Below are 16,339 nucleotides of genomic sequence, written 5' to 3' on the forward strand. Positions count from 1 at the left end.
GTTACTGACCGCCCCTTTTCCGATAGTTCCTCGGAGAAAATCCAGTGATACGTTTGAATACGCGAGAGAAGTAGAATATATCTTTATAACCAAGCGCTTCTCCTACTTCCTTGACAGTTAACTCTGTGTTAAGCAGAATATTCTTTGCTTCCGCAGCCTTGAGTTGATGGAGAAATTCATTTAACGGATATCCAGTATACTCATGAATGATCCTGCGAAGTGTCGACACGGAAATATGATGCCTAGCCGCCATGTCCGTAGGCTCTTGTGAGAGGTGCAGTGAAGAAGTGATATCATCAATAACCTTCAGAACGAAACTTCCCCGATTACCATCTTCACTCTGATCCGCTTGAGCAACAAGTTCATACAAGAACGATTCGAGCATCATCGAGGCGCGATCTAGATTACTCGGAACACCACTGTCAATAAGCATGAACATCAATTCCATCTTATGAACAAATGGTTCGTCAATGTTCGCTCTCTTAATGAGTGCCGGATCAGGAAGCCAATTCTCCAACCACTCAGCTATTCTCTCTCCCTCCACGGTAAAATAATATTCATCCCAATACCCGTCCTTATGCGGACCATAATTAAAAACAGCACCAGGATATAGACAGAACCAACTTCCTGCTTCAACGATCTGCAGCTCGCCTCCGTTAACCTGGTAGTAGCCGCCTCCACCCGTAATCATAACGAATGCCCAAAATTTGAAATCAGCATCTTTTCGCTGAAGTGTTCTTGCGGGTAAATGTCCCGCATTTACTACAGTAAGCGACTTTATTTTCTTTTTACTCGGATCTACCACTGGGTCATACAGACGAATTGGATGAGGACTGATCATATAGTCCATATACTTTTTCAATCTACCCATTCTCCCCTTTAAAAAGCTATATTTAATTAACCTCACTTGACAAGTAGAAACGGCTTCGCCGTCCTTTTTCAAGGACGGCACCCATTTCAGCGGAAATATAAGGATTAGAGTATCAAGAATCAATTTCATAATTATGCAACTCGATTTAGCTGACCGGCGATTATGAAATTGATTCAAGTGAAACTTATGCTTTCTTATATTTTCAAATAAGACGTATCTCGTTACAATTATTGATCTTATTGATATTACTTCTTAAACGCTAATCTAAATTCATTCATCGCTTTTCTATGCCGTTCAATATAATTCCACACCCAAAAGACCAGTATTAGGGAAGCAACCAAATACAAAACGGGCACGATGACAGTAACATTGTTTAATAGAAACGCAAAAACTAGAAGTAAACCATTGAACAGATGGTTTATCGCTGTATGAGCATTGCTCGGGATCAAATCCACAGCATTTTTATTATAATTCTGATGTGCGTAACGGATTGCCTGTACGGCAAATGGAATGGATAAGAAAGAAAAGTACAGCGTATAGGGCCCATAGCCCACAACCGGAAGCACCGCGATGATTCCATAACCTAGGACGAAACTACCGATTAGTACATTTTTAGATTTCTTCTTACCAAGGCGAACGACCAGCGTCTTTTTACTAGAGTTCCTATCCGATTCTTCATCTGGGAACTGATTAATAATCAATACATTATTGATAAACAAGGCGACTGGTAGTGAGATCAGAAATGCTTGCAACGAATAGTGTCCAGTCTGCACATAATAAGCTCCCATCGTCATCAAAACGCCATAGGTCGTAGCGACGAGAAATTCAGCCACACCTGTTGCCATATTAATGAAGGAGAGTTTTCCTTTTCCACCCGTATAAAAGATACCCGCAATCAATCCATAGATAATTAGTGGGATCAGACCAAGTCCACTAGCAAAAACTAAATATATCCCAATTAAGACAGCACTGGTACTTAACGCTATCCCGAAGAACCCCATATCTGCTCTGGAGATTAATCCAAGCTGAATCATCCGTGATCCACCGGTAAATGGGCGAATACCCGTACGATTCTCGCTGTCACGTTCAGCATCCTTCCAGTCATTGATCATATTCGTCCCAGCTTGAATCATGATAGCCCCGAATAGGGTTAGTATAAAGGTAAGCATATTTATATGATCCGTCTGCGACAAAGCCAATGCTGCGCCCAAAAGGATCGGAACTAATGACGCTGTAAGAGACAACGGACGAACTGCTTCTTTCCATGCCCGTGCCTTAGCTTTAACATCATCCCACACATTAACATTCTCGCGATTGTGTTCGAATTCGAACACCGTTGGAGGTTCCCCTTGAAGAATTTCTGGTACATATCGATACTTAACGGTAAATGGCTTAACACGAATAAACTCCAACCGATCTAGAGCACCAATATTATGAAATTGACCTACAATAGGTGAACGGTTCAATAGCAGTTCAATCGCTTTATTCCGATCCTTCTCATCTTTCAGTACCTCTGCTCTTCCGATGACTTCACATTCTTCCATCTCCATAAAGGTAGGGCCCTGATGAATCAATATAGCTGTCTCAGGTATGTTGATCCATTGGATCACCTTCGGATCACCCTTCGTACTCGTTAAATAGAAATTAAATTGTTCATCCACTGCAAAATGCATCATTCTTTGCCGAGGCAACCCCATATTAGAGGTTCCTACTGCTGCGACCTCAGCCCGTCCTAAATACTCGAACACCTCTTGCTTGCTGCGCTGTGCCATACAATATATCTCCTCCGTACTTTTCTATTATAATTAAATACCGCACATGTTTTTTAGGTAACTATTCTATTTTACTATAACAAAGGTAATAGACATACCCATAGTCGTCAATTATATCTCAAGAACCTCCCTAAAGCGCATCATTAGTCGTATTATGGGGATAATCAATATACCGACAGTTGCAACATTAACGACATCACTGCCGTCTTTACTATTAGAGTGACAAAACACACAACTAAGGAGAATGAACAAAAATGAGAAAAAAGAATGTTGTCATGATCATGGTGATCGTACTTGCGATTATGTTAACCGCATGTGGTGGATCGAACAATAAAGAAGTTGTATATGAACCGACACAAACAACGAAAGAAATGACCGATAGCGTATTAGCACAAATCGAGCAACCATCTTTAATGGAATTACCGGCCGAAATGGTCAGCGAACTCTATCATTTAGATCCTACTTTGCTTGATCAATATACCATTATGACACCGATGATGAATGTGAAGACGAATGAAATTGCAGTTCTGAAAGTGAAAGATGCGAAAGACATCACCACAGTAGAAACAGCCGTCAAACAACGTGCAACAGATATTCAGAAACAGTTCGAGCAATATCTGCCAGATCAATACGAGCATGCCAAGAACTATAAACTCGTCACAAAAGGTAACTATGTCATCTTCATCATCTCAGAGAATGCTGCCGATATTGAGAAAGCATTCGAACCTTTCTTCGTTAAACCTTAATTAGTATGGTATTCAGCAGCCTATTATTCTTATTCTTGTTCTTGCCTGCTGTATTAGCTATATATTATTGCTCGCCGCGGCGTACTAAGAATCTAATCTTATTCGCTGCCAGCCTCGTATTCTATGCGTGGGGCGAGCCTGTATATATCGTCATCATGCTACTCTCCACCTTCACTGATTACTGCTTTGGTCTGCTTCTTGACAGTCCAAAGTTCAGTGATCACAAGCGGAAGTGGATTGTGGTATTTTCTATTATCGTTAATTTAAGCTTACTATCATACTTCAAATACACTGACTTTCTGATCGACAATATCAATACGCTACTCGGTACTGATATTCCTTTAACTGAACTACCTTTGCCGATCGGTATCTCCTTTTATACTTTCCAATCCATGTCCTATATCATTGATGTGTATAGAAGAACGACCCCAGCCCAACGTCATTGGCTCGATTTCGGGACATACGTCGCATTATTTCCACAATTAGTAGCTGGTCCTATCGTGCAATATTCTACCATTTCTGAGCAATTACGTAACCGAACTGTGAACAGGGAAATGTTCGCAGAAGGGGTTCGTCGTTTCACGATTGGATTAGCGAAGAAAGTATTGCTTGCGAACAATATCGGACTGCTCTGGAACACTATTTCTAGCTCCAACCCAGATACACTATCCGTTCTAACAGCTTGGCTTGGCATGATTGCCTTTGCATTCCAAATTTATTTCGATTTCAGTGGATATTCGGACATGGCTATTGGTCTTGGACTCATGTTCGGCTTCCGATTTAATGAGAATTTCAATAGGCCATACATAGCACAAAGTATCACCGACTTCTGGAGACGGTGGCATATTTCATTAAGTTCCTGGTTCCGTGACTATGTCTACATTCCATTAGGTGGTAATCGTCGTGGGTTAGGGATACAACTACGGAACATTCTGATCGTATGGTTACTAACAGGGATATGGCATGGCGCAAGCTGGAACTTCCTCTTATGGGGTTTATACTTCGGTATTATTCTTATATTCGAGAAATGGTTGGGGCTACAATTACTTCAGCGGATGCCACGGTGGTTGCGGCATAGTTACGCATTGCTACTAATCTTGATCGGTTGGGTGCTGTTCGCATTCGACGAGCTTCCTATGATGGGAAGTTACTTTAACGCACTTGCAGGGTTGAATGGGCAAGCATTGTGGAATTCTGATTCGTTATATCTCCTATACACGAACGCCATTTTGCTCGTTGTACTGGTGATTGCCTCTATTTCAGATCGGACGAACCCACGCTTGGAATCTAGACCCTATCTACAACTAACATGGCATGCTGTATTATTTCTACTCTCTATTGCATATTTAGTCGATGCAACCTTCAATCCATTCCTATACTTCCGATTCTAATAGAGGTAGTTCAAAAATTCTTACTAAAGAAGGAGCATGAACAAGATGAATAAACGTGTAGATCAATTGTATATCGTTGGATTTGTCACTATTCTGTTTGCCATGCTCTTCTTATTCCTTCTTCTTCCTAAATCTTATTTCTCTGACACGGAGAACCGTAACCTGCAAAAGATTCCTCAATTCACATGGGACAATCTTTGGTCGAAAACATTCTCAGAACAGACAGAAAGCTATATTACAGATCATTTCCCCTATCGGGACAAATGGGTTGCCGTTAAATCGACCATGGAACAACTACGACTTCAGCAGGAGAACAATGGGATCTACAAAGGCCATAACGGCTATTTATTCGAGAAATTCAATCAGCCTTATTATGAAACCGTACAGAAATATACAGATGCTGTTAACAAGTTTGTTATTAAGCACCCTGATACTCATATAACGTTCATGCTTGCACCAACCTCGATTGGCTTATACCCAGAACGACTGCCTTGGCTTGCTTCCGCTTATCCCCAATCAAAGGTGAACGAATTCATTCGTGAGCAGTTGGGAGACAACTTGTCTTTCATTGATGGGTTTGATTATCTACGTCCTGCCGCTAGCGACACCACACCAATATACTATCGAACGGATCATCATTGGACGACCTATGGTGCTTATTTAGCTTATCAAGCGTATGCTGAGAAAATGGGATGGAAAGTAAAAATGGAATCGGAGTTTACGATTGAAACCGTCACCGATTCATTCTTAGGAAGCTATCAAACGCGGAGTCAATTCAACAGATTGAATGCGGATTCCATTGAAGTCTATTTACCGAAATCGCCAGTCATTTCGGAACTGTATATTGCGGACACGAATGAAACAGTCTCTGGTCTATACGACTCTAGTTATTTGGATACAAAAGATAAATACTCGTATTTCCTCGGTGGAGTTCATGCGCTGATGACCATCACTAGCGATATTAAACCCGTAGACATTGAGCAGCAGAAGCTGCTCGTTCTCAAGGATTCCTACGCACATAGTGTGCTTCCATTTCTAGCCCTTCATGTACCGGAAATTCACGTCATCGACCTGCGTTATTACAACGGAAATATTAGTGATTATATGACCGAGAATGAGATTGATGAAGTATTGATGTTGTTCAATACTTCAACTTTTGTTGATAATAGAGAAATATTGAAACTCGGATATTAAATTAGATATGTTTACTTTCTTTTTGTAAACCATTCACTCTTGGGCTTACGAGTTGGGTTCTCCTTCGATTTAGCCGGCTTAGAGGGTTGGGTGGGTTTTGCAGGTTTCCTAGCTGTAGGTTTCGATGAACCTTCCACCTTCGTAGATTGACTTGATTTAGGCATCGGATAGGCATGATCCTTCACCTCTGGGATGCTCTTCCCGATTAATTTCTCTATATCGCTGAGGAACGGAAGTTCATCCACTTCGCAAAAGGAAATCGCACTCCCGCTCAACCCAGCTCTACCGGTACGACCAATTCGATGCACATAGGTTTCTGGAATATTAGGAAGGTTGAAATTAATAACATGAGAAAGTTCATCGATATCAATTCCTCTAGCTGCGATGTCTGTCGCTACGAGCACTCGCGTTACACCGCTTTTGAAATTACTTAATGCCTTCTGTCTGTCTATTTGAGACTTATTTCCGTGAATAGCCTGAGCAGAAACATTCTCTTTAGTCAGATCGCGCACAACCCGATCAGCACCACGCTTCGTGCGGGTAAACACCAATGCCGAAACAATCGATTTATCTAGTAATAAGTGATTCAATTGTTTCTGCTTATTTCCCGTTGCTAGCATATAAACAGATTGTTTAATTCTGTCAGCTGTCGATGACACCGGAGCAATCTCTACCTTTACTGGATCAACTAATAACAATTTAACCATTTTGGATATTTCAGGTGGCATCGTTGCCGAGAAGAAGAGTGTCTGTTTTTTGTTCGGCATCTTGGCCATAATCCTCTTTACATCATGAATAAAGCCCATATCTAACATTCGATCAGCTTCATCAAGTACAGCGATTTGAACATATTGTAGATCAATACGTTTTTGAGTGATAAGATCAATCAGTCTACCTGGCGTAGCAATAATAATATCCGCACCATGATTTAGCGCCCGTTCCTGCACTTTTTGCGACACGCCACCCACGATCGCAGTACAATTCACGTTGGTATATTGACTATACGATTTAATATTGTCAGAAATCTGCAGGGCAAGTTCCCTTGTCGGTGTTAGAATCAATGAACGAACACGGCGCACAGCGTTAGGTTTACTTTGCTGTTCATTCAATCGTTGGATAATCGGTATAGCAAACGCGGCAGTCTTCCCTGTTCCAGTCTGAGCGCAACCAAGTAGATCTTTACCAGCTAACACAGCTGGAATCGACTGTTCCTGTATAGGGGTCGGAGTAGTATAATTCTCTTTACTTAAAGCCTTTAGAATCTCGGGTATAATATTCAATTCATTAAATGTCATGTTGTCTCCTTAATTATAAATACATTTCTTTTTAACTTCGTTACTTTATGTCATAACATATAAGTATAACACAAATAAGCGCACAAATAGAAGCGAGAATTTACCCGCTTCTATTTTGATGGTAGCTTACTGTAGATGATTCATTATCGTTGCTCTCCAATTAATCATCCAATTCCACGGTTAGGATTTGTNGTATAATATTCAATTCATTAAATGTCATGTTGTCTCCTTAATTATAAATACATTTCTTTTTAACTTCGTTACTTTATGTCATAACATATAAGTATAACACAAATAAGCGCACAAATAGAAGCGAGAATTTACCCGCTTCTATTTTGATGGTAGCTTACTGTAGATGATTCATTATCGTTGCTCTCCAATTAATCATCCAATTCCACGGTTAGGATTTGTCCATCGGTATCTACGTCCCATTCGATTTCAACACCTTTGTTTAGTCCAAGTTTATCCTCATCGTCAATGACAACATCACTTGGGATAGTCAAAGTTTGTTGTCCTCCTCGTTCCACTTGAACGGTGACCTGATGTCCAGAAACTTCTAGGATGACTCCCTCATATTCAAGTTGCCGCATGATAACCTTCCGATTCAAATCAGAAATTGTTATTCGCTTACCACCATCCGAAAGCAATTCTACCATCTTACGATAGTCATTCTTTATCACTTCATCTTTGATTACTTTTTTGATTGTCACACCAGCGGGAATTCCCTCTGTATCCGATACAGTTGCATCTGTTTGTGGATTTAATTGTTTTGTTGTGTCATTCATGTCCGATACTGTAGCTGGTGGGGTTTTTACTAATGGAGTTGATCCTTGTGATTCAGGTTGTGCCTTAGAACAACCACTTAGTAGAGTGAATATACAGATGAGTAGAAGAAATGTCGATAGAATACGACGCCGAATGCTCTCTTTATTACGTATCATCTTGTTGCCCCCTTAGGATTAACTTATATTCGAATGTTACACCATGAACATAGTTTTCACTTCTTATTTTACTATTATGCACAAAAGATCGTATAAGTTGAAAAATAGCTAAAAACCCGGGTGTCATTCCCTTTCAAGGAATAACACTCGGGTTCGTTTTTTTGTATAGGTTGCATAAGCGCTCTCGTAAATTTATTCTTGAGAGGTTCCATCATCGTTTCCTTGATAACGGAAGTGAACGAAATCAGCGTAACTCCCTTGAAACTGTTGCATATCGTGGGCTGCAATACCAACAAAATTTCCAGTAAATCCACCTGATAAGAAACTGATGTTTTGCTTCTCTAATAGTGGTACCCATGCCGATTCATTCCCAATATGGTAATAGAATTGACCTTCTGTCTCATTCACATCAACAGCTAAATGGATTGGATGATTATCTTCAATCACTATCGCTTCAGGAACTAATGTAAACGAATTTTCCTCACATCTCATCATCCTTAATACTTTTCCTTGTCCCTCTTCATGACTGACATACGCATATAGATAATTCTCATCATTAAGATATAGTAACAACCCTGCCATTTGCAAATAAATTTCAGGATCATACTCTAGAGCCGTATCAACTCGAAAACGTTTATCCGTTTGCCGTATCGCAATTATATGGTGTTGGAAGAGACTTTGAATAGATTCTCCAGCCGTCAATCGAAGATAACCGGGACGCTTTGTAAATGAGCACCAACTGTCGTCTGCTAGTATCCGCAACGTATTCCATGTTTTCTTTAATTGTGGACCCTCGAAGGAATCTTCAAATAGATGACGTGGTTGTTGTACTTTCACGGATATCCCTTTAGGTGCTGGAACATGGACTTGTGGCGTATTACCACCTGCAGTTAATCGCAACCAACCTTCTTCATCCCAATACACTTGCTGTAAAGCGGACTCCCGTCCTAGTATGGCATACTTCCCATCAATGGGACGAGTACATAAATGCGCCATATACCATTCCCCATCTGGCGTCTGCACGAGACTGCCATGCCCTGCACATTGCAGCTCCAACTCAGGCAGGCCGCTAGAAGTAAGCATTGGATTCAGTGGGTCAACTTCATAGGGTCCTAATAGTTCCTTAGAGCGTGCTACAGTAACTGCATGATCTGAGCCTGTCCCACCTTCTGCTGTAATAAGATAATAGTAACCATTTTGTTTATAAATGTGGGGTGCTTCTGTTTTCTTTAATGGCGTACAATCAAATAGTTTAATCGGATCACCAATAACTCGTTGTTGTTTACTATCATATTCTTGCATAACAATACCACTGGATTTATTTCCTTCTGTAATACGATAATCCCACAACGCATTCAACAACCACTTACGTCCATCATCATCGTGGAATAATGAAGGGTCGAATCCACTACTATTGAGGTAGATCGGTTCTGACCATGGTCCTTCAATCGATTTTGCAGTGATGAGATAATTATGAGCGTCCTTGAATGGGCGCTTAGTGCTCTTCACGTCCGTATATACTAGATGAAATAGGTTATCGTGGTAACTGAGTTGCGGCGCCCAAATGCTACAATTTTTCGCATTTCCTCTTAAATCAACTTGATCAGTTAAGATATCCGTACAATGCTCCCAATGAGCCAAGTCCTTCGATTCATACACCCTTACTCCTGGAAGCCATTCAAACGAAGATACTAGAATATAGTAAGTATCCTTGACTCTTATAATATACGGATCTGGATTAAATCCTCTTAATATCGGGTTTTCAATCATGTTAGTCATAGCTCTCACCAATCCTTTTACTTATTTGCCAAACTCGAATTAGCAAAAACATACTCCTTACTTAATTCTAATTCTACTGTTTCAAAACAATCTGCCCATGGCACTCGTGCCACACGCAATGCACTAATGTCCTTCACACCATATTCCTGATAGCAGACCGTTGTCTTATTAGCGGCATTATTCCAATGATCCCATCCAAGGGGATGTATATGGTCATCCATCTGACAATTCACAAATGCAGTCTTGGCATATTCACGCCAAGGACGTCCCAGAAATACCGGAGAAATATTAGGTTCTGCTGTTAAGAAACATTGATTGAAAATATAACCGTTTGCTGCACCCTCGGGTGTAGATGCCGCTGTAATATAACCTGCTTCATTCTCACAATGTCTTAAACTACGAATTTCACATCGTTCAAAATATGCCGTTGCTCCACCAAATATAAAATCTACGGTTCCCTCAATATAGCAATTCTGATATAGCTGGCGATAGTGGGTATGATGTTCCCGTATAGGAACTCCGCCAAACTCTAGTCGCTCTCTAGGTGCGGGTGGCATTGGACCTGTAAATAATGTATCTTGATATCCTTTAAAGGTACAATTTCTAAAAATCGTTTCATCACAGTGGGCGTAGACTGCAATGGCCTGACCAATATCTTCCCCTTGTCCGGCTGAGTTCACAATGGTGAGATTGTCCAAGACAAGATGACTTCCTCCCAAAAATAAGGTTGGGGTTGCAAAGGTTTCGATTTCTGCCCCTGTCTCGTCCCGTTCTTTCGCATATCGATTCATCCGAATCTCCACATGCCCAACACCTACTATGGTAAGATGCGAACGATATATTCGCACCTCTTCTTCATAGATACCGGACAATATAACCAACGTTTCAGCTTCGGTTGAACATTCCTGCTCTAGCGAATCAACTGCTGCTTGTATCATATGAAAATCACAAAAGGGTTCTTTTCCTACCAGTATCATAGTTGGTTTTATATTCCCTTCATTATTAATTTATCAATACCCATGATCTACCCCCTACTCAGGAACATTTTGCTCTGAAGGCGATACCGTAACTTGTTCTACAAGCTTTTCTGGCTTACTTGTGTTTCTTGAATGACAATTGATAATTTCAACATCTTCGCCATTTTCAATGTAAAAAGCAGGTCCTTCATGGTTCTCGATCGTCACCTGATGAAATTGGACATCTCTCACATTCCCCAAATAAAAACCTCGGTTATTCATATCCTTAAGACCTGCCATCATATCAGGTTGACCCGGAGTGCCGTTTGACGCCATAGAAATATCAATATTAGTAAACGTAACTTCTGAAACATATTGCTCAGCGAGCCCATATATGAACCCTGCAGAAGCCTGAACATTACGCGCAGTAATGTTAGCGAAATGGATGCGTCTGAAACTTGGTGTCTCTACCGTAATCGGATACGGGTTCTTATCCCATACATACTTCTCTTTCCCACGCGGTCCACAGAAATAATACAAGTTCATCGTAAATGGACATAGTACTTCTTCCATCACAATATTACTAATACGCACATCCTCAACGGTTCCCCCGCGTCCTCGTCTTGATTTCATACGAATACCACGATCGGTTTGTTTGAAAATACAGTTGCTAATCGTCACATTACGAATATCCCCGCTCATCTCACTTCCAAGTACGACAGCTCCATGTCCATGAACCATGGTACAGTTCGTAATCGTAATATTCTCACAAGGAATTCGTTCTTCTGTATCTTCCGTTCCTGCCTTTATAGCGATGCAATCATCACCCACATCAATATTGCAGTTGCTAATACGAACATTAGAACAGGACTCTGGATCGATACCGTCTGTATTCGGTGAATCAGCTGGATTAAGAATAGACACATTATCAACCGTAACATCATAACAAGCGATCGGATTCACGGTCCAGCTCGGGGAATTCTTAAGTGTTACATCTTTGATTGTCACCCGCTGACAACGATCGAAGCTGATTAGCTTCGGTCTTGGATATTGTAGGTTCTGCCGATTATTACGGAATAAATCCCACCATGCTTGACCATTTCCCTCTATAGTTCCACTTCCTGTAATGGATACATTATACAAATTTTCGCCATACACACATGAAGCATAGACCTCTTGCTTCACACCTTCCCATCTGGATACAACGACAGGATAATCCTTTGGATTCGTGCTGAATGATAGTACAGCGCCTGGACTTAGATTCAATTCAATATTACTTTTCATAATAATTGCTCCGGTTAGGTAAGTTCCTGCGGGAATATGAACCGTTCCTCCACCTGCGTTGCTTGCCGCTTCAATTGCAGACGCAATAGCCTCCGTTGCAAGCGTCCCACTATCCCTAATCGCTCCGTAGTCTACGATATTATACATATCCATCCGCCTCTCACCCATTGTTTATATTCTTTTCTATCGTCTTAATTGTTCATACTCACCGCAAGCTTGCAGGAATGCACCTAATCCCTTTTGATCGTTAGTAACGATAGGTTCACTAATATAATACTCAAAGCTACCGTCACGCTTCTCACCTACACCTAAGCCAGCAACTTCACAGTTTTTATTGAGATTTACCCATCCTTCTTTGGTTTCAAGTACAAACTCTGTGATCAATCCATTAAAAGCTAAGTCCAATGTTTCATCCCAACTCGTATTCAATACCCCTAATCGAATCCCTTTAGCCATTGCATAGGTAATCATGCTGGAAGCAGATGCCTCTAGATAATTCCCTTTGCGATCCCCAAGATTGACCACTTGATACCAGACCCCAGATTCGGCATCCTGAACCTTCTTCAAAGCGTTTAAAGTATCGTTTAGAATACGCACGAGTTCTTGATAATCTGCATGTTCAGTCGGTAATATCTCCAATACGTCCACTAACGCCATGAGATACCAACCTAATGAACGCCCCCAAAAGTTAGAGGATAGTCCCGTATCGGGATCACACCACAGTTGAACACGTTGTTCATCCCAAGCATGGTATAGCAGACCTGTACTGGAATCCTTCGTATGCTTCTCGCACAGAATAAATTGTTTCGTCACATCGTCTAATCCTTGTCCTTCTTCGAACGTCAACAAGTATTCCAGATAGAAAGGTGCTCCCATATAAAGACCATCTAACCAAATTTGATACGGATATATTTCCTTATGCCAAAACGCACCTTCCGATGTACGCGGATGTGTGTTTAATTGTCCTCTTAATAAAATCGCAGCTTGTTTGTACTTCTCTTGCTTCGTTTCTTTATATAGAAGGAATAATAATTTCCCATTATTGATGTGGTCGATATTGTACTCGTCAAGACGATAACCTTGAATGCTCCCGTCTTCTTGAATGAAATAGTCCATATTATCTTGAATGAATTGCAAATATTTACGATCTCCCGTTTGCTTGAACAGCAACTCGAATCCTTTTAGAATCACACCATAATCATATGACCATTTCCCCTTTTTCCCTTTGTCCTCGTATAGTTTCGGTGTACGTTCCATGATGGAATCGGCTGTTTGGATCGCCCATTGTTTATTCATGTAAATCCCCTCCAACATATATTTTTATCATTTACACAATCCTTTTCATCCAACAATCAATAAATATGGTTCTAGCATAATCTCGCCATGTTCTTCATAAATTCACCTTTAAGTTGTTTTCGCTAACTAATTGTTAAAAGTGATCCCACCTTAAGGTGGGATCAGCTTAATAACTATTTACTTTTGTGTTTTTTTATAAGCTTCTTCGTATTCAGCCGTAATCGCTGATCCACCATTTTTCTTCCAAGATTCTACTGCCTTTTTAAAGTCATCTTCAGTAGCTTGGCCCATGATGTATTTGAAAGTTGCATCTATAACGATTTTTTCTAATTCAGAACCCTTTTCATTTGCTGTAGCTGAATCCAATGGAACTGTAGGGTCAAACACAGCATAATCATCATTTTCTCTGATCAATTCATTCGATAATTGTTTCTCAGCGTTATCAGCCTTCAAAGTAATTGCGATTTCACTAGGTCTGCTACTTGAGAATGGTTGCACATCGGCTTGCCATTTATCTTTATCAATAACTTTGTAAGCTCCATCTGCATCGAACTCATAGTGAGTTCCTTCAATACCGCCAGTCATTAACATAAATGCTTCTTCATCAATCAAATCATTTACGAATTGAAGCAATCTCTTTAATTCATCTTCTGTTTTGACATCTGATTTAGGGAATGCCAACAAACCACCTACTCCGCTTCCCTCTGACCAAATACGATATACACCGTCTCCATTGGAGATTTTATTAACTGGTACTAATTTCATTTCGCTCTGCAATCCTAGTGCTAGGTTTTGCAAACCACCAATACCAACCATCCCAGTATAAATTCCTGATTTTCCTTGTGCAAATTGTGCTTCTTGGTCCGTTTTAGCAGTTACCGCGAAATCTTGAGCCAAATATTTATTCTCATATAACTTCTTCGAGAAGTTAAGAGTTTCTAAATATTGTGGTGTATCGAATTCAGGAGTGAACTTACCACTCTCATCTACCGCCCAACCATTCGGCGTTCCGAAATAGGAACTTAGTGTTTTAAAGCTACCGTACCTTAAATCAGATCTGTCACCAAAACCTATCGTATCATCCTTACCATTACCATCTGGATCATCTTCTGTAAACGCTCTTGCAATTTCGTATACCTCATCCAAAGTTGTTGGTATAGGTAGTCCTAATTTATCAAGCCAATCTTGACGGAAAATTAACCCACCACGCGCCAAGTTCTTTTGGAAAGGAACCCCATAAAGTTTGCCCTCGATCGATGCTGCATTTCTTACTTCTGGTGATATTTTCTTTAAATTCTCATAATCATCAATATAACTGTTTACATCCCAGAACAATCCTGACTTTAAAGAACTTCTAACTGATGAATTCGTCAACATTGTTAGAGTAACGATATCTGCTAACTGACCCGAAGCAAGAGAAGTCGTTATCCGTTCCTCTTTAGATGCATCCGGAACCCAATTAAAGGTGATTTTAGTATTCGTATATTCCTCAATCTTGCTCTTAATTACTTCCGTTGGAGGTGATGCCGTATGCAGAATATTTAACCAAGTAAATTCAAGTGGCTTTTCAGTTTCTACACTGGCAGAAGTACCACCACTGTTATTACTTTGTACTGTATTCCCCTTATCTGCCCCACATGCTGCCAGAATTGAACCCATTAAAGAAAGGACAAGTACCGTACTCATTAATTTCTTTTTCATTGTAATGCTCCTTCTCTATTTTCTATTGTCTGTCTTAATACACGCCATCTTCCCCTATTTTCCTAGCAAATTTATTAGCTGCTACGACTAATACTAATCCAACCACCCCTTTAAACAGCCCCATTGTCGTACTGAAACTTAACTGACCATTTTTTAAACCTGCTGTGTAAATATAAGTATCAAATATTTCAGCAACTTCGCGGTTTAATGAATTTAAGAGCAAGAACATATGCTCAAAACCAAGATCTAGCGTGCTACCAATTTTCAATATTAGCAACGTAATGATGACTGGGCGAATTGCTGGTAGTGTTACGTGCCACATTTTTCTTAAGCGTCCTGCACCATCCATTCCCGCTGCTTCATAAAGCGTTGGATCTACTGTAGTGACAGCAGCTAGATAAATAATGGTTGACCACCCAAGTTCCTTCCAAATGATTTGTCCGATATACATCGTCCTTAGCCACTCTGGTGAAGTTAAGAAGCCTATCTTTTCTCCTCCCAAAGAAGCTATCAATTCATTGACTACCCCACCGTCTAATGATAGGAACACATAAGTGATGGAAACGATGATAACCCATGACATAAAGTGTGGAATGTAAATAATCGTTTGAATCATATTTTTGAAGAAACGATTTGTTACCTCATTTAACATTAACGCCACAATAATAGGTAATGGGAAGAAAAATAGTATATTCATTCCAAAGAGTATCAATGTGTTACGTAACAACATAAAAAAGGTTGGTTCCGTAAACAATCGAATGAAATGCTTAAACCCTACCCACTCGCTTCCTGTGATCCCTAGATATGGTTGATAGTCTTGAAACGAAATGACCAATCCCGCCATTGGCAAATACTTAAATATAATGAAGTACACTAGCCCGGGAAGTATCATAAGATACAGCAATTTATATTTCATTAAATTTGCAATAGCTGTTGCTATTTTCCCCTTTTCCAATTTCTCTAAATTTATATTGGTTGCGGTTACAGTAGAACTCTTCACTTCTCATCCTCCTCTATCTAATCGTTGTTTGCCTGTTCAGCTTAAATAATTTATCGCATTACGTATATAATCATTTAATGACAGCGATTACATTCCCTTATAAACACTAGGAT

The 16,339-nt window shown here is 40.2% G+C and carries 13 protein-coding genes; 3 read left to right on the forward strand and 10 right to left on the reverse strand.

Annotation, left to right across the window (positions count from 1 at the left end):
• Window position 1: 1 nt before the first annotated feature.
• Window positions 2-862, reverse strand: coding sequence for a helix-turn-helix domain-containing protein (locus AC1TO8_RS04085; protein WP_482054317.1), 861 nt, complete (start codon window positions 860-862; stop codon window positions 2-4).
• A gap of 254 nt (window positions 863-1,116) precedes the next feature.
• Entirely contained in the window at window positions 1,117-2,643 is a 1,527-nt protein-coding gene (locus AC1TO8_RS04090) for a UbiA family prenyltransferase (protein ID WP_482054318.1), read from the reverse strand.
• A 254-nt stretch (window positions 2,644-2,897) separates the two neighbouring features.
• Between AC1TO8_RS04090 and AC1TO8_RS04095 the strand changes: the two genes are divergently transcribed.
• From AC1TO8_RS04095 to AC1TO8_RS04105, 3 genes are read left to right on the forward strand one after another with little or no spacing between them, the layout of a single operon-like run.
• The gene (locus AC1TO8_RS04095; RefSeq protein WP_482054319.1) at window positions 2,898-3,389 is read left to right on the forward strand and encodes a DUF4358 domain-containing protein; all 492 of its coding nucleotides are present in this window, start codon (window positions 2,898-2,900) and stop codon (window positions 3,387-3,389) included.
• Window positions 3,390-3,394: 5 nt separating this feature from the next.
• The gene (locus AC1TO8_RS04100) at window positions 3,395-4,780 is read left to right on the forward strand and encodes an MBOAT family O-acyltransferase (RefSeq protein WP_482054320.1); all 1,386 of its coding nucleotides are present in this window, start codon (window positions 3,395-3,397) and stop codon (window positions 4,778-4,780) included.
• A gap of 45 nt (window positions 4,781-4,825) precedes the next feature.
• The gene (locus tag AC1TO8_RS04105) at window positions 4,826-5,974 is read left to right on the forward strand and encodes a DHHW family protein (protein WP_482054321.1); all 1,149 of its coding nucleotides are present in this window, start codon (window positions 4,826-4,828) and stop codon (window positions 5,972-5,974) included.
• A gap of 11 nt (window positions 5,975-5,985) precedes the next feature.
• On the opposite strand, the gene AC1TO8_RS04110 is transcribed toward AC1TO8_RS04105, so the two are convergent.
• The 8 genes from AC1TO8_RS04110 to AC1TO8_RS04145 form a co-directional block, all read right to left on the reverse strand.
• A complete protein-coding gene (locus tag AC1TO8_RS04110; RefSeq protein ID WP_482054322.1) occupies window positions 5,986-7,269 on the reverse strand; it encodes a DEAD/DEAH box helicase in 1,284 nt (427 codons plus the stop codon).
• A gap of 380 nt (window positions 7,270-7,649) precedes the next feature.
• Window positions 7,650-8,210 (reverse strand): hypothetical protein, encoded by a 561-nt coding sequence (locus AC1TO8_RS04115; RefSeq protein WP_482054323.1) that lies wholly within the window; start codon window positions 8,208-8,210, stop codon window positions 7,650-7,652.
• Window positions 8,211-8,402: 192 nt separating this feature from the next.
• On the reverse strand, window positions 8,403-9,989 hold the full coding sequence (locus tag AC1TO8_RS04120; RefSeq protein ID WP_482054324.1) for a glycoside hydrolase family 43 protein: 1,587 nt from the start codon (window positions 9,987-9,989) through the stop codon (window positions 8,403-8,405).
• Window positions 9,990-10,006: 17 nt separating this feature from the next.
• Window positions 10,007-10,963 (reverse strand): pectinesterase family protein, encoded by a 957-nt coding sequence (locus AC1TO8_RS04125; RefSeq protein WP_482054506.1) that lies wholly within the window; start codon window positions 10,961-10,963, stop codon window positions 10,007-10,009.
• Window positions 10,964-11,020: 57 nt separating this feature from the next.
• Complete coding sequence (locus tag AC1TO8_RS04130; RefSeq protein WP_482054325.1) at window positions 11,021-12,382, reverse strand: glycoside hydrolase family 28 protein; 1,362 nt, start codon at window positions 12,380-12,382, stop codon at window positions 11,021-11,023.
• Between the two features lie 30 nt (window positions 12,383-12,412).
• Window positions 12,413-13,525, reverse strand: a complete 1,113-nt coding sequence (locus tag AC1TO8_RS04135) for a glycoside hydrolase family 88/105 protein (RefSeq protein WP_482054326.1) — start codon at window positions 13,523-13,525, stop codon at window positions 12,413-12,415.
• 177 nt (window positions 13,526-13,702) lie between these two features.
• Window positions 13,703-15,226, reverse strand: a complete 1,524-nt coding sequence (locus tag AC1TO8_RS04140) for an extracellular solute-binding protein (RefSeq protein ID WP_482054327.1) — start codon at window positions 15,224-15,226, stop codon at window positions 13,703-13,705.
• A gap of 34 nt (window positions 15,227-15,260) precedes the next feature.
• Complete coding sequence (locus AC1TO8_RS04145; RefSeq protein WP_482054328.1) at window positions 15,261-16,226, reverse strand: ABC transporter permease; 966 nt, start codon at window positions 16,224-16,226, stop codon at window positions 15,261-15,263.
• Window positions 16,227-16,339: the final 113 nt, after the last annotated feature.

This window comes from Paenibacillus sp. Y859, assembly GCF_056786405.1.